Source organism: Avibacterium endocarditidis (assembly GCF_965138825.1).
In the GTDB taxonomy this organism is placed as follows: Bacteria; Pseudomonadota; Gammaproteobacteria; order Enterobacterales; family Pasteurellaceae; genus Avibacterium; species Avibacterium endocarditidis.
On the sequence record NZ_CBCSDH010000002.1, the window covers coordinates 1 to 18,042 of the forward strand.

The following is an 18,042-nucleotide window of genomic DNA, read 5'->3' on the forward strand; positions in this document are numbered from 1 at the left end:
ATCACAAGCCTGATTTTATGGTAGAACAAAGCGGCTGTATTAGGTTGAATATCTAGCAAATTTGCTGCCGTTCTTGCAGTAACTTCTGCGATAAAAAACTCCAGCAGTTTTTTCTGTATAGATTTCTTTAATTTACAATGTGTTATCTTCATTTTTGTAGTATAGCATTGTTGCTAATCTACTACAGCCCCTACTTTTTTGCTTCATAGAAAAATATTTCTGCTACACCTAATGATGCGGAAATCCCTTTTCTCATTGCTTTTAAAATTTATCTTCTTTAACGCCAAATCTCTTCGCTGCAATAAATTCAAGCATAAAAAAACCGCCTTAACGGCGGTATTTACAAATAAAGAAGCGATTTTACTCTGCTTTTTTACCATATTTTTCTGCTAATTCAGCTTGAAGTTTTTGTAACTCCGCAGTTGCAGCAGTGGTTTTTTCTGTTTTCTCTTGTACCGCTTTAGTGGCTTCAGGCGTTGCATTATTCATTAATGCTAAACCGTCTTTTGCAAGCTCTGAAGTTAAGGTTAATACCGATTGCATTTTATCTTTTAACTGTTTGATTTCAGGGCTTTTAATATCTAAAGCATTCAAACTTTTTTGCACTTCTGCGTTTCTTGCACTTAATGCGTTCATTGCATCCGCAATTTGTTTCTCATCTCCAGATGATAGTTTTTGCATATATTCTTGATGAAAAGCAACTTGGCTTTGCTGATTTGCCACGCTCCACTCAACTAATTTTTGATAATCTAGTTCTGGATCCGCTTTATTACACGCTACAACAAAAAGAGCAAAAATAACAGCCGTACCTAATTTGATGATTTTATTCATTGTATTTTCCTTTAAATAATAAACAAAATAATATAACCAAAACCTTAGTTATATACTCATTCTCATAGAGAACGGGATATTTTAATCTGTCTACTGAGAAATTGCCAAGCAATATAGTTAAAAGCTTTGTAAAGATTTGAGCAAAACTTCACCAAACTCTTTTCGCCAACCCTGTAACAAATCAGGTAAATCATTCGGATCTTGCTGTTTTATCCAGCACCATTTCATCAAACTTTCTAAGCCTCGTTTACTCGAAATGACTTCTATCGGCAGTTCTGCTGGGGTAATTTCTTTTAATTTCTGCTGCAAAATTTTTAGCCCAGAACGATAACGTGGATCATCAACCAAACGAACAATTCGTGACGGATATTCTTCTTTTGCTGTGCGTTTTGCTTTTTCAACAAGCTGCAACATTTTTTTACCATTCACCCGCACTTCCATTGGTAGCAAGCCTAAATCAAGCAGCTCCGAAGTATGCTTAGGAAAATGTTTTGCCACAAGCCATAAATGCTCACTTTTTACAATAAAATTCAGGGCAATATCGCGTTTTATTCCTTGTTCCACACGCCATTTGGCTAATAATTTTAACGCCATCAACTCCCTTTCATTCAGTTTCCAGCTATTTGGAATATCTAAATAGGCTGTATCGGATGATTTAGTTTTCTGGCATTTTTCCAATAAAAATTCGCACTCATTTTGCACCGCACTTTGCCACGGTGTTTGTGCCAAGTGTTGCTGCATTTCCTCATATAAAGGAATTAAATACCATACATCTGCCGCAGCGTAACGTAACTGCACTTCCGACAACGGACGAGCTAGCCAATCAGTACGTGAAGCGCCTTTGTCTAATTCCAGCTCAAAATAATGATAAATCAAACTGGCAAATCCCATTGAACGACCAAAGCCTAAAAAATGGCTCATCACTTGTGTGTCAATTAACGGCGTAGGTAATTGTTTGAAATAATGGTGAAAAATCTCCAAATCTTCCTTGCACGCGTGCAACACTTTCACCACATTTTGATCGGATAGTAAGTTAATAAAAGGAGAAAAATCATCAATCGCCAACGGATCAATCAAACTAACTTGCTCACCATCATAAAGCTGAATTAGCCCCAGTTTAGGGTAAAAGGTTCGGGTACGAATAAACTCCGTATCCAACGCCACACAAGATTTCTCTCTTGCTCGCTGGCATACTTCTGCTAGCACAATATCCGAAGTAACTATTTGAAAGTGCGGTGGATTTTTGATTTCTTTTTTTATTGCTGGCATAATTTTATTCCATCACTTTTACAATACAAAAGCGGACAATCGTCCGCTTTTATTGCTATTCAAGTAAATTAAGCAAATTTAATTTGCTGGTCGTTTGGCTAATTCTTCATCGCGCAGTACGCGGCGCAGAATTTTACCTACATTGGATTTTGGTAATTCATCTCTAAATTCAATGTCTTTCGGTACTTTATAGCCGGTGAGATGCTGGCGGCAATGTTGGCGTAGCTCATCACGCGTCAAACTTTCATCTTTTTTCACCACAAACACTTTAATGGTTTCGCCTGACACTTCATTTGGTACGCCAATGGCCACCACTTCTGCCACTTTGTAATTGAGCATAATCACATCTTCAATTTCATTTGGATACACATTAAAGCCTGAAACCAAGATCATATCTTTTTTGCGATCTACAATGCGTAAGCTGTAAGATTCGTCCATCACCACAATATCGCCAGTGGCAAGCCAGCCGTCTTTCAGTACTTCTGCTGTGGCTTCAGGGCGCTTCCAATAACCTTGCATCACCTGATCACCTTTCACCCAAAGCTCCCCTGGTTCACCAAGTTGAGCTTCTTCGCCATTGTCTTTGATGATTTTAATATCCGTATTCGGCACGGGAACACCAATAGTGCCGTTGTGTTTCACCACATTGATTGGACAAGCGGCAATCAATGGCGAACATTCTGTCATTCCATAGCCTTCAATAATGTTACAACCGGTGGTTTCGTGCCAACGAGTTGCCACAGATTGCTGAATGGCCATTCCCCCACCAACGGAAAGTTTTAATTGTGAAAAATCGATTTCTTTGAAATTTTCATTATTCAACAAAGCGTTAAATAAGGTGTTTACCCCAGTAATGGCAACAAAGCGATATTTTTTCATCTCTTTGACAAAACCATCAATATCACGCGGATTAGTAATCAGAACGGCAGTAACCCCTAACTCAATAAATAATAGGCAATTTACCGTTAAAGCAAACACGTGATAAAGGGGTAACGCGAGAATGGCTTTACGCTCTCGAGTGTGATCACCCACGAAAGGATAGGCAATCCATTTTGCCTGAAATACATTGGTAATAATATTGTGATGAGAAAGCATTGCGCCTTTGGCAACGCCTGTTGTGCCACCCGTATATTGTAAGAAAGCAAGATCATTACCTGTTAAATGCGGACGCACATATTGACGATATTTGCCCACAGCCAGCACTTCACGGAACGTTACGGCGTGCGGTAATTTATATTTTGGCACGAGCTTTTTAATGTATTTCACCACGAAATTCACCAGCGTGCGCTTACCAAAAGAAAGCTGATCGCCCATTCGGGTTAAAATAACGTGTTTCACTTCTGTATTGAACACCACTTTTTCAAGGGTTGAAGCGAAATTTGACACCACCACAATGGCTTTTGCGCCGCTGTCTTGTAGCTGATGTTCTAGCTCTCTTGGCGTGTAAAGGGGATTAACATTCACCACCACCATTCCAGCGCGTAAAATACCAAATAGCGCAATAGGATATTGCAATAAATTTGGCATCATCAATGCCACAGGATCGCCTTGTTGTAACTTCAATTCATTTTGCAAATAAGCAGCAAAGGCGCGGCTACGCTCTTCTAATTTACGAAAGGTCAGGACTTGCCCCATATTAATATAAGCAGAGCGATCAGGGTGTTTGCGCACCGCCTTATCAAACATATCTAAAATATTTTCATAGGCGGAAGTATCCAGTTCCCTTTCTGCACCTTCTGGATAATTGATAAACCAAGGCTTTTCCATTTGTTATCCTTATTATTTTTATTAAATCTTACGGATTTTATCACTAGCTCACGAATGTGCCAAATGCTGATGCGTTATTCACGCCCAGGTAACTTTTTCCAAGTGACTTCATTGCGCAAATAAACTGGCTCAATTTCCACCGCACTTATCCATTGTTTCTGCCAGTAATAAGGCAAGGCTAAAGGCAACATTGCTTTGGCAGAAGGCAAGGTGATGTCGGAATCTTTCGCCCAATCTAATGCGGCAAGTTGCGGATAAGCCTGCCAGCCAGTTCCCACTTTAACGCAATCTTCCATTTGTTGAGCCTGCTGAAGCACGGCTTCTGGGGTGCAAACTCGCTCGCTCACTAATGCTTGCCAATCAAAAAACTCGCCGAAATCTGACCGCACTTTTTGCGCCTGAAGCTGGCTAAAATAGACTTCATTCATTCTGGCATCAATAGCGCATAGCACCTGTGTTGTGCCATATTGCTCATAGGCTTGCTGTGCCATTGTGGTGAGATTAGAAATAGGAATCACTGGCAAATCTGCGCCTAATGCTAAGCCTTGCGCAATGCCTGCGCCCACGCGCACACCAGTAAAACTACCCGGGCCACGTCCAAAAACCAAGGCATCAACTTGATTGAGTGTAACACCAGACTGGCTTAAAATTTCATCCACCATTGGCAAAATGCGCTTTGTGTGCGTGCGTTGCGCCAATTCGTCTAAATGGGTAATTTCCCCTTTATGCAATAAGGCAACGGAACAAGCTTCCGTTGAAGTATCTAAAGCAAGTAAAGTTGTCATTATTTTTTCTCTGTTAAAAATTGGATTACGTTGTTTAAATCTCGGGTTCGTTTAGCATTAGGCAAACTTTTCAAGAAAGTTTCACCGTAGGATCGCATCACCAAACGGCTATCACAAATAATCACCGCTCCGCGATCGGTAACATCACGGATCAAACGCCCCACCCCTTGTTTTAAGGTGATCACCGCTTCGGGAATTTGGATCTCATTAAACGGATCTTTGCCCTGCAAGCGACAATCTTCCATTCGAGCTTTCAGCAAAGGCTCATCAGGCGCGGTAAAGGGTAATTTATCAATAATCACTAAGGAAAGGGCATCGCCGCGCACATCTACCCCCTCCCAGAAACTGGAAGTGGCGACCAACACGGCGTGAGATTGGGTGGTAAATTGTTCTAATAATTTGCTTTTTGCCGTTTCCCCTTGCAGTAACACGGTTAAATCACTGTGTTCACGGAAAAAATCCGCCAGCCCACGCATCATTGAATAAGAGGTACAAAGTACAAAACAGCGCCCCTGATTTTTTTCGATGATCGGCAATAACATTTGCCCGAGCTGCGTTTGCGTGTGCGATTGGTTCAAGGCTGGCAGGAAACGTGGCACGCATAATAGGGCTTGTTCAGGATAATTAAACGGACTCGGCAAAATTTTCTGCTCGGCATTTTGAATGCCTAAACGTTGGCAAAAATGCTGAAAATTGCCCCCCACTTCTAAGGTAGCAGAAGTAAAAATCCACGCGGCTTCTTTTTGGCTGAGCTGTTCACCAAATTTATCTGCCACGGTGAGCGGGGTGATATGCAAGCCAAAGCCACGCCCCATAGTTTCATACCAATAACAATATCCGACCAAATGGGTTTCTTGCAGACGTTTTAAAATCACCTGAATACTGGCAATGCGTTCAAAAATGCTGTCTAGGGTTTGCGAGCGACCTAGCGCAAGTTTCACCACATCAGCTAAAAATGCCAATTTTTCTTGCAATAATTCTACGCATTTTTGCACCGCACTTTTATCTGTGGAATGTGCCATTGCAGGCTGAGAATTTACAGGCTGATAGAGCTCGCGCCAGTTGCCACGGCGATTGCCCTCACCCAATAATAAACGAAAATCTTGCACCACCTTGAGCAAGGTATCCGCCGCCACGCCAAGCTGTTTCATATCTTTTAATTCTGTACGATAAACAATATTGGCATCTTTGCATAAATCAAATAATTGACGTGAAGTCAGGGAAATGCCGAAATATTGGCTCGCCACATCAGCAATTTGATGGGCTTCATCAAAAATAATCGCCTGTGCATTGGGGATCAGCTCGCCAAAGCCGCTTTCTTTTACCGCCATATCGGCAAAAAATAAATGATGATTCACCACCACCAAATCGGCATTTAAGGCTTTTTTACGCGCCGCCGCCACATAGCAATCGCCATAATTCGGGCACTCGGAGCCTAAGCAACTTTCTGTGGTGCTGGTAAGCTGTGGCAAAATCGGGCTGTCTTCCGCAATTTCCACACATTCGCTTAAATCCCCTGTCTTAGTGGCATTGTTCCATTTTCGCACTTTAGCCAGATCTGCTAACACCGTGCGATCGCCCAATACCCCTTGTGCAATCAGCTGATCCAAACGTTCAAGGCAAAGATAATTAGCTCGCCCTTTTAAAAGCGCGATTTTGCCCGTATAACCCAACGCTTTTTTAATAGCAGGAAGATCACGATTAAATAATTGATCTTGCAGATTTTTTGAACCCGTAGAAATAATGGTTTTCTTGCCTGCAAGCAACGCAGGCACTAAATACGCAAAGGTTTTCCCCGTGCCTGTTCCTGCTTCCACCACAAGGGCTTGCTTATGTGAAATCGCCTGCGCCACGGCTTGCGCCATTTCTAACTGCTCGGCTCGGGGGCGAAATCCTTTAATATGCTGACTCAGCACGCCCGTTTCCGCAAAGGCGTTAATCACATTTTGGCTATCCATTTGTTCAATTCGGGGTTAAGGTAAATAAAATTAGCGGTTATTCTAACAGAAAAACGCTATACAGTGTTGTACTGGATAGCGTTATTGTTAATTTACAAATCAAAAAATATTGAATGCGACATTCTGTGGTAACATAGCACATCAATTTTTTATGGATAATAGAATGCAATTAAAAAATAGTCTAAAACTCGGTTTATTAAGTGCGGTGCTTTTTTTGCTTATTTCTTGTAAAGACCAAACTGCCAACATCGGCAGCCAAGCCCCTGATATTGCGGCTTTTGATTTGCAAGGCAACGAGGTGGAATTGAGCCAATTTGCGGGGAAAAAATTGCTCATCAATTTTTGGTCAGAAACCTGTGGCATCTGCATTGTTGAAATGAAATTATTACAGCAATTTTCCCAAAGCTATCCCGAGAGCTTACAACTTTTAGCCATTAATATTGATGGTGAACGCGGTAACACGCAAGCTGTCGCAGAAAAAAATCAACTCACACTGCCGATTGCCAAAGATCAGCTTAATATCACGGCTGAACGTTATCAGTTGGTTGGCACACCGACCTCATTCGTGCTTGATCCTAAAGGAAAAATCCTTTATAAATTCGAGGGCTTAATCCCTGAAGATGAATTACGAAAACTATTTGAGGAAAAATAATGAAAGGTTACGCTTCTACTCTATTTTTTATTGCAGGCTCGTTATTGGCACTCAACAGCCACGCTAATGAAAGCCTTGAGCATACACAAAAAATTTTTAATCGCTCTTGTGCAATGTGCCATGGCAAACAAGGGGAAAAATCAGCATTAAATCAATCCGCAATTATCAATAGCTTAAAAACTGAAGAAATTCTCACCGCACTTGAAAAACGTAAGGCGGGGGAGATTGTCGGTGCAGGAAATGCGGCGAAATCTCGTTTAAGTGAAGAAGAAATGAAAGGATTAGCGGAATATATTCCAACATTGAAAAAATAACATTAATGAAAAATCGGGCTACGTTGAATAGCCCGATTTTTTTATCTCATATTATCCCTTAGATTTCGTACAAACTTTTAGTAAGAAATAACCACCGACTGCTGAAATGGCAGAGCCAAGTAAAATACCGACTCGAGCAAAGCTTGCCATTTCACTTGCCCCATCGCCACCAAAGGCAAGACCTGCTAAGAACATTGACATGGTAAAACCAATACCGCAGAGCAAGGCAATGGCGAAAATCTGTTTAAAATTAATTCCTTCAGGCAATTTTGCAATACGGAATAATACTGAGAGATAACTAAACAAAAAGACACCCAGTGGTTTTCCCAGTAATAGCCCTAAGATTACGCCTAAGGTGAGTGGTGAACTTAAGGTGTCTAACCCCATTCCGGATAAGGATACGCCTGCGTTGGAAAAGGCGAATAACGGTAAAATAAAGAAAGAACACCAAGGGGCTAAAATATGTTCCATATCGTGCAACACTTTTCTGCCGTTTTTGCCTTTGAGCGGAATACTGAAACCGATGATAACGCCTGCAAGCGTGGCGTGTACGCCTGATTTCAGCACGGATACCCATAACACTAAGCCGACAATCACATAAGGCCCTAAATTGGATATTTTAAAACGGTTAAGCAAAATCAAGCCCACAATGGCAATACTGGCAAGAATTAAGGCGCGGGTACTTAAATCCTGTGAAAAGAACAAGGCAATCACAATAATCGCGCCTAAATCATCAATAATCGCCAATGCAAGCAAAAACACTTTTAATGCGAAAGGAACACGGCTACCAAGCAAACCTAACACCCCCAGTGCAAAGGCGATGTCTGTTGCCATTGGAATTGCCCAGCCGTCTTGATATTGCGGAGTATCCTTAGTAACAAACCAATAAATCGCCGCTGGCACAACCATTCCCCCCAAGGCAGCAACGGCAGGGAAAATGGCTTTTTGATAACTTGAAATTGCCCCTGTGAGCAATTCGCGTTTTACTTCCAATCCCACCAGTACAAAAAACACGGCCATAAAGCCATCATTCACCCACATTAAGAGTGGCTTGTTAATTTGCACAATCGAACCAAATTGGATCACCACTGGTGCATCAAGAAAACTAAAATAAAAACGGCTTAACGGTGTATTTGCCAATAAAATTGCAAACGCAGCGAAAAATAGTAGTAACATTCCGCTGGCAGCTTCTAATTTCATAAAGTATCGAATGTATCGAACCATTAATCTCTCCTAGTAAAATAACGGGCTTGAAAGTATCCCCCCCCAAATGGATCATTTCTCTGTTATAAGAAAAATGAATTTCATCAGTAAGTTTTTCTAACATAGAAGAGAAAAATAGGTCAATAAAAATCGGTAAATTTCTCTTAGCTATTGAAAAATTTGTGATTTTTTATACATTTTTTAACCGCACTTTGCCTTTTAATTCCTTATAAAAATAAGGGATAAATCAGCTTTCATGATTTTTGCTTATTTATAAATAACTTAGTTTATGTCAATAATCGAACGTAAAATTTAGTGCTTGCAGTTTTGCTAAGAACACATTATCTTGTATCCCGTTTTCAATAAACCACTATATCTTGTGGTTTTGACAGATAATACTAACCAGTCGGAATCATTTCTATGAACAAAGCTATGATGGTCACCAAACGTGACGGAAAACAAGAACCCATCGATTTAGATAAAATTCACCGAGTGATTACTTGGGCAGCGGAAGGATTGGATAACGTTTCTGTTTCTCAAGTGGAATTGCGTTCCCACATTCAATTTTATGAAGGCATTCGCACTTCGGATATTCACGAAACCATTATTAAAGCAGCGGCAGATTTAATCAGCAAAGATACGCCTGATTATCAATATTTGGCTGCTCGCCTTGCGGTTTTCCATTTGCGTAAAAAAGCCTATGGGCATTTTGATCCACCGCGTTTGTATGATCACGTTAAGAAATTAGTGCGTTTAGGCAAATATGATCAAGCTTTGCTAACCGATTATAGCCGTGAAGAATGGGACGAAATGGACGGCTTTTTAGATCACTGGCGTGATATGACCTTCTCTTACGCGGCAGTCAAACAGCTTGAAGGCAAATATTTAGTACAGAACCGTGTAACGGGTGAAATTTATGAATCCGCGCAGTTCTTGTATATTTTGGTGGCGGCGAGCCTGTTCTCAAACTATCCAAAAGAAACGCGCTTAGACTATGTACGCCGTTTCTACGATGCCACATCGACATTTAAAATATCTCTACCTACTCCAATTATGGCAGGGGTGCGTACACCAACCCGTCAATTTAGTTCTTGTGTGTTAATTGAATGTGGCGATAGTTTAGATTCGATTAACGCTACGGCTTCTGCCATTGTAAAATATGTTTCACAACGTGCAGGAATTGGGGTAAATGCAGGGGCAATTCGCGCCTTAGGTAGCCAAATCCGTGGTGGCGAAGCGTTCCATACGGGCTGTATTCCATTCTATAAATACTTCCAAACTGCGGTGAAATCTTGTTCGCAAGGTGGCGTGCGTGGTGGTGCGGCAACGGTTTATTATCCGATTTGGCACTTGGAAGTAGAAAGCCTGTTAGTGTTAAAAAATAACCGTGGTGTGGAAGATAACCGTGTTCGCCATATGGATTACGGCGTTCAGCTTAACAAATTAATGTATCAGCGCTTAATCAAAGGCGGCGAAATCACCTTGTTTAGCCCGTCTGATGTACCGGGTTTATATGAAGCATTCTTTGCCGATCAAGATGAATTTGAGCGTCTTTACACGCAATATGAGCAAGATCCAAACATTCGTAAACGCAGCGTGAAAGCCGTTGAACTGTTCTCACTATTAATGCAAGAACGTGCTTCAACAGGGCGCATCTATATTCAGAATGTGGATCACTGTAATACGCACTCACCATTTGATCCAAGCGTTGCGCCAGTGCGCCAATCTAACCTTTGTTTAGAAATTGCATTACCAACTAAGCCACTTTCTCATATCCACGATGAAGAAGGTGAAATTGCGCTCTGTACGCTTTCTGCTTTCAACTTAGGGGCGATTGAGAACCTTGATGAATTAGATGGGCTTGCGGATCTTGCTGTGCGTGCCTTAGATGCCCTATTAGATTATCAAGATTACCCTGTGATCGCGGCAGAACGTAGCTCTCTTGCGCGCCGTTCTTTAGGTATCGGGGTAATTAATTTCGCTTATTATTTAGCTAAAAATGGTGTACGTTATTCGGACGGCAGCGCTAACGACCTCACGCACCGCACCTTTGAAGCTATTCAATACTATTTATTGAAAGCGTCAATGAACCTTGCGAAAGAAATGGGCGCTTGTGAATATTTCGACCAAACCACTTATGCACAAGGCATTTTACCGATTGATACTTATAAGAAAGATGTGGATACACTCACGCAAGAGCCGTTACATTACGATTGGGAAAGCCTACGCCAAGATATTAAAACTTTCGGCTTGCGTAACTCAACGCTAACGGCGCTTATGCCATCAGAAACCTCATCGCAAATTTCCAACGCGACCAATGGCATTGAGCCACCGCGTGGACACGTTAGCGTAAAAGCATCAAAAGACGGTATCCTAAAACAGGTTGTACCAGATTATGAAAACCTCAGTGAAAACTACGAATTATTATGGGACATTCCAAATAATGACGGTTATTTGCATTTAGTGGGTATTATGCAGAAATTTATCGACCAATCGATTTCTGCCAACACCAACTACGATCCACAACGTTTTGAAGACGGTAAAGTGCCGATGAAAGTGTTGTTAAAAGATTTATTAACCGCTTACAAATACGGCGTGAAAACCCTTTACTACCAAAACACTCGTGATGGCGCAGAAGACAGCCAAGAAGATCTCAATGATGATTGTGCTGGCGGAGCTTGTAAAATCTAATTGATTAAGTGCGGTAATAAATTTAATTATTTTTTTCCCCACACAAAATAAGCCACCTTTATAAGGTGGCTTTATTGATCTTTCCTTTCTTGGCTCTTGTAAAAACGATTATAAATAAGCTCAAACGGTTCCTTTGATATTTTGTTCACTACTTATCTTAAAAACACTTTCTAGTTAAATTTTTCGGCAATGTTCCAATAAAAATTTTCATAAAAAATCTGCACAAGAAACTCTCGTGCAGATTTTTATTTTTGATTAATTAGTATTAAATATTACTCATCAATACTACGTAATAACTCGTTAATACCGACTTTACCTAAAGTTTTCGCATCAACTTTTTTCACGATTACTGCACAATAGAGATTATATTTACCACATTTTGAAGGAAGGCTACCTGAAACGACCACAGAACCTGCTGGTACGCGCCCGTAGTGGATTTCACCAGTTTCACGATCATAGATTTTAGTTGATTGACCGATGAATACGCCCATTGAGATTACACAGCCATCTTCTACAATAACGCCTTCAACCACTTCAGAACGCGCGCCGATAAAGCAGTTGTCGCCGATAATGGTTGGGTTAGCTTGCAATGGCTCTAATACGCCACCGATACCAACACCGCCTGAAAGGTGAACATTTTTACCGATTTGTGCGCAAGAACCAACGGTTGCCCAAGTATCTACCATTGTGCCTTCGCCAACGTAAGCACCAATGTTTACATAAGATGGCATTAATACGGCATTTTTCGCGATGTATGCACCTTTACGCACGGTTGCTGAAGGCACAACACGGAAACCTTCTTGTTGGAAACGTGCTTCGTCATAGTCTGCAAATTTAAGGGCTACTTTGTCGTAATATTTGGTTTCTGCGCCGTCAATCACTTGGTTATCGTTAATGCGGAAAGAAAGCAATACCGCTTTTTTCAACCATTGGTGAGTTCCCCATTCACCGTCAATTTTTTCTGCAACACGGTATTTGCCGCTGTCTAAACCTTCGATCACTTCTTCGATCGCAGCGCGCGTTTCGGCATCTACTGTTTTAGGGGTAATTTCTGCACGACGTTCAAACGCAGCTTCAATGATATTTTGTAAATTTGACATATTTTGTTTCCTATTCAAATGAAAAAATTAAAACAAGGCGGTATTTTTATCATATTTCCGCCTAAAACTCACCTGTTATTGTCCGTTTTCTCTAACATTTAATCTTCAAGCAATTAGTTTGATGTATCTAATTCCTCAAAAGACTTAACCAAATCATCTACCGCTTTCATTTGGCTCACAAAGGCTTCTAATTTGGCTAATGGTAAAGCAGAAGGCCCATCACATTTAGCATTTTGTGGATCAGGGTGTGCTTCTAGGAATAATCCTGCTAGCCCTACCGCTAGCCCTGAACGTGCCAATTCTGTTACCTGTGCGCGGCGACCACTTGATGCTGCACCAAAAGGATCACGACATTGTAAAGAATGGGTTACATCAAAAATCACCGGGCAACCTTTGGAAACCTTCTTCATTACGCTAAAACCAAGCATATCTACAATAAGGTTATCATAGCCAAAGTTAGTTCCACGATCACAAAGAATCACTTTATCGTTACCACATTCTTCAATTTTTTCTACGATATTTCCCATTTGCCCTGGGCTTAAGAATTGTGGTTTTTTCACGTTGATCACCGCCCCTGTACGCGCCATTGCTTCAACAAGATCAGTTTGACGTGCTAAAAATGCGGGTAACTGAATTACATCAACCACTTCAGCCACAGGTTTGCATTGATAAATTTCGTGAACATCGGTAATCACTTTAACGCCAAAGGTGTCTTTTAATTCTTGGAAAATTTTCAACCCCTCTTCCATTCCCGGTCCACGGTAAGAGTGGATTGACGAGCGGTTCGCTTTATCAAAAGATGCTTTGAACATATAAGGCACATTGAGTTTCTGCGTTACTTCAACATATTTTTCACACACTGCCATTGCCATATCACGGCTTTCTAATACATTCATTCCACCAAACAGAACAAATGGTTTATCGTTCGCGACTTCAATATTACCAATTTTAATAACTTTATTTTGCATAGTTTTCTCTAATAAATTTAGTGAATAGATTCTTTTTTTGCTTTTTCTTGCGCTTCAATGTCTTTTTTAATTAACGGTAATTGCTCTTTGAACATTATTGAAAAAGAATCATCAGGTCTTTTCTCAACAAATTCTTCAAGATCTTTTAATGCTTCTTGAAGACGCCCAAGCTGCATTTTTAAAATCCCACGATCACGAATTTCATCTAAGCTGCCCGGATAACGTTCTAACACGTTTTCAATATAAGCCAAGGCTGGTTCAAAGTTATTTTCTCGCATTAAAGAATTTTTCGCTAACTGACCATAACGGAACTCTAACTCTTCTTCATCTAGTTCACCTAGTAATGGAACAGAAAATTCTACTTCATCACCGTAATGTACTCTAAAAATGTATTCAATATATTTTTCTGAAGATTCTCTGCCAGTCCAAGGATCAAAGTAGAGATGTTTTCCATTCACATCTGCTTTAAGCATAATATTAACTGGAAATTCCATTGCATAAATTAGTAATTCTAATTTTTCAGCGAGATACAATAAAACGCCGCCAACAGAAATCGCGACACCTCGACGATTTGTTAAAACATCAGGTAAGTAATAATTAGAATGATCAAAAGAATTATTAGAATCCGTCAAAAAGCCCCAATCAACATAAACTAAATCGATCAGTTTTCTGATTTTTGCTTCATCGTCTTTTTCTTGCTCAATGGCTTCTCTTGCTTGAGTTAAAAAACCATTCATAATTGAATGAATATTCCCTAGCTCGCGTTGCCCATCATTCCCTGTAAGTACATAAAAGTTAAGCATTTCATTATAAATTGCATTGCGATTTGTATTCATCAATCATTCCCTCTTGTATTTAATTGAGCTAATGTTATACGTTCGTTTTGGTTATAATCCTTACGAGAAATAACGTTATGCCACAAATTCTTTTGAAAAAAAGACCGCACTTTCTCTCCCTGCTGCCAACCATGCTCCAATAACAACCACCCTTGGGGTTTTAGATAAGTTGGTGCACTGATGATAATATGCCGCAAATCTGCATACCCCTGTTCTTTAGCGACTAAAGCACTTAATGGCTCAAATCGCACATCGCCCAACTGCAAATGCGGATCATCTTTATCAATATAAGGCGGATTACTTACAATGATATCAAAACGCTGATCTTGTAAATTTTCAAACCAATTACTTTGATAAAAAAGAATATTATCAACATCATTACGTTTTGCATTGTCTTGAGCTAAGTTTACCGCATTATCAATAAGATCAACACCTACAACAGAAACTTTAAATAATTTTTTCGATCTAGATCGCAATTCTTGAGCAAGGGCTATTGCAATTGCCCCTGTACCTGTGCCTAAATCTAATATTTTTAATTCTTCGCCAAATTGGGCTGACGAAATGCGTTCTTCCGCACAAATTAACGCATTTTCCACTAAAATTTCTGTATCCGATCTTGGAATAAGCGTATCCTCAGACACTTTCAAATCAAGTGTCCAAAAGGGTTTCTGACCAAGAATATAAGCCATTGGCTCACTGTTTATACGGCGTTGTAATAATTTCTCAAGCTGTGCGAGTTCTTGCGCTGAAAGCTCGGTTTCAGAAAAGGCCAAAATAGACGAACGAGAACGCCCTGTTACAAATTGTAATAATAGGTTGGCATCCACCTTGGGATTGATGAAAGGATCTGTCTTTTTGTTGCCGGCAAGCTGTGTTTCAGCTAAGGCAAGCCAATCGCCATAATTCATTGTGTTTATTGTTAATTTATTGTTTGGACTCGCTTTATGTTAAAGCCTAAAAAAGAAAAAAGAAAGGACTGATTTCGTTAAAAATCAGTCCTTTAATATTTATTAAGTGATTAGTTGTGTTCAGATTTGTCTGAATTTTCTACCGCACTTTGATCTACCGTACTTTGATTTTGTGCGGAAGCATTTGGTTCAGCCGTTTTTTCTGAACTCGCTTTGCCATTCTCGTCCCAACCAGCTGGTGGTGTTACTGATTCGCGGTTCATCAGCTGTTTAATTTGCTCTTCTTCAATGGTTTCATATTTTACTAATGCATCTTTCATTGCGTGTAAGATATCCATATTGTCAATTAATAGCTGTCTTGCTCGCTCGTAGTTACGAGTAACAATAGCACGGACTTCTTCATCAATAAGATGTGCTGTTTCATCGGACATATGTTTCGCTTTAGCCATTGAACGTCCTAAGAACACTTCGCCTTCATCTTCAGAATAAAGAATTGGCCCTAATTTCTCAGAAAAGCCCCACTGGGTAACCATATTACGGGCAATATTGGTTGCCACTTTAATATCATTTGATGCACCAGTAGAAATATTTTCTTCACCGTAAATCAAATCTTCCGCTAAACGCCCTGCATAAAGGGTGGAAAGTTTACTTTCTAATTGTTTTTGGCTAATGCTTACTTGATCGCCTTCTGGCAAGAAGAAAGTTACCCCCAAGGCACGGCCGCGCGGAATAATGGTTACTTTATGCACCGGATCGTGTTCTGGCACTAAATAACCCACAATGGCGTGTCCTGCTTCGTGATAAGCGGTGGATTCTTTTTGCTTATCCGTCATAATCATTGTGCGGCGTTCAGGCCCCATATTGATTTTGTCTTTGGCTTTTTCAAACTCAAGCATTGAAACCAATGGTTTGTTCATTCGTGCAGCAAATAACGCAGCTTCATTCACAAGGTTAGCCAAATCAGCACCTGAATAACCTGGTGTACCACGCGCAAGGGTCATCGCATTCACATCTGGTGCAACCGGCACTTTACGCATATGCACTTTTAAGATTTGCTCACGCCCTAATACATCTGGCAAGCCCACTACTACTTGACGGTCAAAACGACCTGGACGCGTTAAGGCAGGATCAAGCACATCTGGGCGGTTGGTTGCGGCGATCACAATTACCCCTTCATTGCCTTCAAAACCGTCCATTTCCACTAACATTTGGTTAAGGGTTTGTTCACGCTCATCGTGTCCACCACCAAGACCTGCACCACGTTGACGACCTACTGCATCAATTTCATCAATGAAAATCAAGCAAGGTGCGTTTTTCTTCGCTTGTTCAAACATATCACGCACGCGAGAAGCCCCCACGCCAACAAACATTTCAACAAAGTCAGAACCCGAAATGGTGAAAAATGGCACTTTTGCTTCACCTGCAATGGCTTTAGCCAATAAGGTTTTACCTGTTCCTGGTGGCCCAACCATTAAAATCCCTTTTGGAATTTTGCCGCCCAATTTTTGGAATTTGCTTGGATCACGCAAGAAATCAACGATTTCACCCACTTCTTCTTTGGCTTCATCACAGCCTGCTACATCAGCAAAGGTGGTTTTAATTTGCTCTTTGGTAAGCATTTTGGCACGGCTTTTACCAAAGCTCATCGCCTTGCCACCACCACCTTGCATCTGGCGCATAAAGAAGAACCATACGCCAATAAGTAATAGCATTGGGAACCAAGAAATAAGAATTTGCGATAAAATACCACGTCTTTCTGGCAACGTTCCTTCCACTTTTACCTTTTTATTTAATAAATCATTCAATAATTTATCGTCATAAATTGGCATTACGGTTGAATATTTTGAACCATCAGATTTAGTAACTTGTAATTCGTTATCTTCAAATCGCACTTGGCGTACTTGATCATTACCCACATCAGTAATAAAGGTGGTGTAATCGGTAAGATTACCATTCGAACTACCGCTAAAGCCCTGATATGCAGACATCATAACTACTGCAATCACAATCCATAGGACTAAGTTTTTGACCATATCTTTCAAGGTTTGACCTCGTTTTTCTAAGTTAATAATTTGTTACAAGATTACTACATTCATTCCAAAATGAGAAGTTATTGAATTTATAGTTAATATTTGTAACCCGTTGCCACAATATACACCTCACGAGAACGCCCACGAGATGCTTCAGGTTTACGCACTTTAACGACACTAAACAGAGAACGAATTTCTCTTAAATATTCATCAAAGCCCTCACCTTGGAAAACTTTCACAACGAAACTGCCTTTGTGCGCCAATACTTGTTTACACATATCCAAAGCCAGTTCCACTAAATACATAGCACGAGGAATATCCACTGATGGCATACCACTAAAATTTGGCGCCATATCCGACATTACCACATCAACTTTTGCCTCGCCTACACGTTCCAGCAAGGCATTCAATACATTTTCTTCACGGAAATCCCCTTGCAGGAAATCAACCCCCACAATAGGATCCATTTCTAAAATATCACAAGCGATAACACGCCCTTTGCCACCAATTTGGCTCACCACATATTGCGACCAGCCACCCGGTGCTGCACCGAGATCCACCACGGTCATACCCGGTTTAAATAAGCGATCCGTTTGCTGAATTTCATCAAGCTTAAAATAAGCTCGAGAACGCAATTTTTGCTTATGTGCTTTTTGCACAAATGGATCTTTAAAATGCTCATTCAACCAACGGGTTGAACTTGCTGAACGTTTTTTCTTTCCCATAATTT

General features: G+C 40.5%; 15 protein-coding genes and 1 pseudogene. 3 read left to right on the forward strand and 13 right to left on the reverse strand.

The window, feature by feature from the left end:
* From ACNAV8_RS01130 to ACNAV8_RS01155, 6 genes and pseudogenes are all read right to left on the reverse strand, one after another.
* Window positions 1-152, reverse strand: a pseudogene (locus ACNAV8_RS01130) (IS1595 family transposase); the annotation flags it as partial.
* A gap of 208 nt (window positions 153-360) precedes the next feature.
* Entirely contained in the window at window positions 361-831 is a 471-nt protein-coding gene (locus ACNAV8_RS01135) for a hypothetical protein (protein ID WP_415777056.1), read from the reverse strand.
* Between the two features lie 117 nt (window positions 832-948).
* Window positions 949-2,100, reverse strand: coding sequence for a ribonuclease D (rnd, locus tag ACNAV8_RS01140; protein WP_415777057.1), 1,152 nt, complete (start codon window positions 2,098-2,100; stop codon window positions 949-951).
* 78 nt (window positions 2,101-2,178) lie between these two features.
* On the reverse strand, window positions 2,179-3,867 hold the full coding sequence (fadD, locus tag ACNAV8_RS01145) for a long-chain-fatty-acid--CoA ligase FadD (protein WP_103855964.1): 1,689 nt from the start codon (window positions 3,865-3,867) through the stop codon (window positions 2,179-2,181).
* Window positions 3,868-3,941: 74 nt separating this feature from the next.
* A complete protein-coding gene (tsaB, locus tag ACNAV8_RS01150) occupies window positions 3,942-4,652 on the reverse strand; it encodes a tRNA (adenosine(37)-N6)-threonylcarbamoyltransferase complex dimerization subunit type 1 TsaB (protein ID WP_103855963.1) in 711 nt (236 codons plus the stop codon).
* Entirely contained in the window at window positions 4,652-6,610 is a 1,959-nt protein-coding gene (locus ACNAV8_RS01155) for an ATP-dependent DNA helicase (protein WP_103855962.1), read from the reverse strand. Before ACNAV8_RS01155 ends, tsaB begins: the two co-directional genes overlap by 1 nt.
* A 163-nt stretch (window positions 6,611-6,773) precedes the next feature.
* Here ACNAV8_RS01155 and ACNAV8_RS01160 point away from each other — a divergent pair, with 163 nt between their 5' ends.
* Both ACNAV8_RS01160 and ACNAV8_RS01165 read left to right on the forward strand, forming a co-directional pair.
* Window positions 6,774-7,262: a TlpA family protein disulfide reductase gene (locus ACNAV8_RS01160; protein ID WP_415777058.1), complete on the forward strand. Its 489-nt coding sequence runs from the start codon at window positions 6,774-6,776 to the stop codon at window positions 7,260-7,262.
* On the forward strand, window positions 7,262-7,576 hold the full coding sequence (locus ACNAV8_RS01165; RefSeq protein WP_017806140.1) for a c-type cytochrome: 315 nt from the start codon (window positions 7,262-7,264) through the stop codon (window positions 7,574-7,576). The genes ACNAV8_RS01160 and ACNAV8_RS01165 overlap by 1 nt, the downstream gene beginning before the upstream one ends.
* 51 nt (window positions 7,577-7,627) lie before the next feature.
* On the opposite strand, the gene nhaA is transcribed toward ACNAV8_RS01165, so the two are convergent.
* Window positions 7,628-8,800, reverse strand: a complete 1,173-nt coding sequence (gene nhaA, locus ACNAV8_RS01170; RefSeq protein WP_103855960.1) for a Na+/H+ antiporter NhaA — start codon at window positions 8,798-8,800, stop codon at window positions 7,628-7,630.
* A 399-nt stretch (window positions 8,801-9,199) separates the two neighbouring features.
* Between nhaA and nrdA the strand changes: the two genes are divergently transcribed.
* The gene (gene nrdA, locus ACNAV8_RS01175; protein WP_103855149.1) at window positions 9,200-11,470 is read left to right on the forward strand and encodes a class 1a ribonucleoside-diphosphate reductase subunit alpha; all 2,271 of its coding nucleotides are present in this window, start codon (window positions 9,200-9,202) and stop codon (window positions 11,468-11,470) included.
* Window positions 11,471-11,742: 272 nt separating this feature from the next.
* Here nrdA and dapD read toward each other — a convergent pair whose 3' ends face one another.
* From dapD to rlmE, 6 genes are all read right to left on the reverse strand, one after another.
* Window positions 11,743-12,570: a 2,3,4,5-tetrahydropyridine-2,6-dicarboxylate N-succinyltransferase gene (gene dapD, locus ACNAV8_RS01180; protein ID WP_103855150.1), complete on the reverse strand. Its 828-nt coding sequence runs from the start codon at window positions 12,568-12,570 to the stop codon at window positions 11,743-11,745.
* 113 nt (window positions 12,571-12,683) lie between these two features.
* Window positions 12,684-13,538 (reverse strand): 3-deoxy-8-phosphooctulonate synthase, encoded by an 855-nt coding sequence (gene kdsA, locus ACNAV8_RS01185; protein ID WP_415777059.1) that lies wholly within the window; start codon window positions 13,536-13,538, stop codon window positions 12,684-12,686.
* A 17-nt stretch (window positions 13,539-13,555) separates the two neighbouring features.
* Window positions 13,556-14,374: a SirB1 family protein gene (locus ACNAV8_RS01190; protein WP_415777060.1), complete on the reverse strand. Its 819-nt coding sequence runs from the start codon at window positions 14,372-14,374 to the stop codon at window positions 13,556-13,558.
* Entirely contained in the window at window positions 14,374-15,282 is a 909-nt protein-coding gene (prmC, locus tag ACNAV8_RS01195; protein WP_415777061.1) for a peptide chain release factor N(5)-glutamine methyltransferase, read from the reverse strand. The genes ACNAV8_RS01190 and prmC overlap by 1 nt, the downstream gene beginning before the upstream one ends.
* Window positions 15,283-15,392: 110 nt before the next feature.
* The gene (ftsH, locus tag ACNAV8_RS01200; protein WP_415777062.1) at window positions 15,393-17,315 is read right to left on the reverse strand and encodes an ATP-dependent zinc metalloprotease FtsH; all 1,923 of its coding nucleotides are present in this window, start codon (window positions 17,313-17,315) and stop codon (window positions 15,393-15,395) included.
* 92 nt (window positions 17,316-17,407) lie between these two features.
* Window positions 17,408-18,037 (reverse strand): 23S rRNA (uridine(2552)-2'-O)-methyltransferase RlmE, encoded by a 630-nt coding sequence (gene rlmE / locus ACNAV8_RS01205; protein WP_035684982.1) that lies wholly within the window; start codon window positions 18,035-18,037, stop codon window positions 17,408-17,410.
* Between the last annotated feature and the right edge of the window lie 5 nt (window positions 18,038-18,042).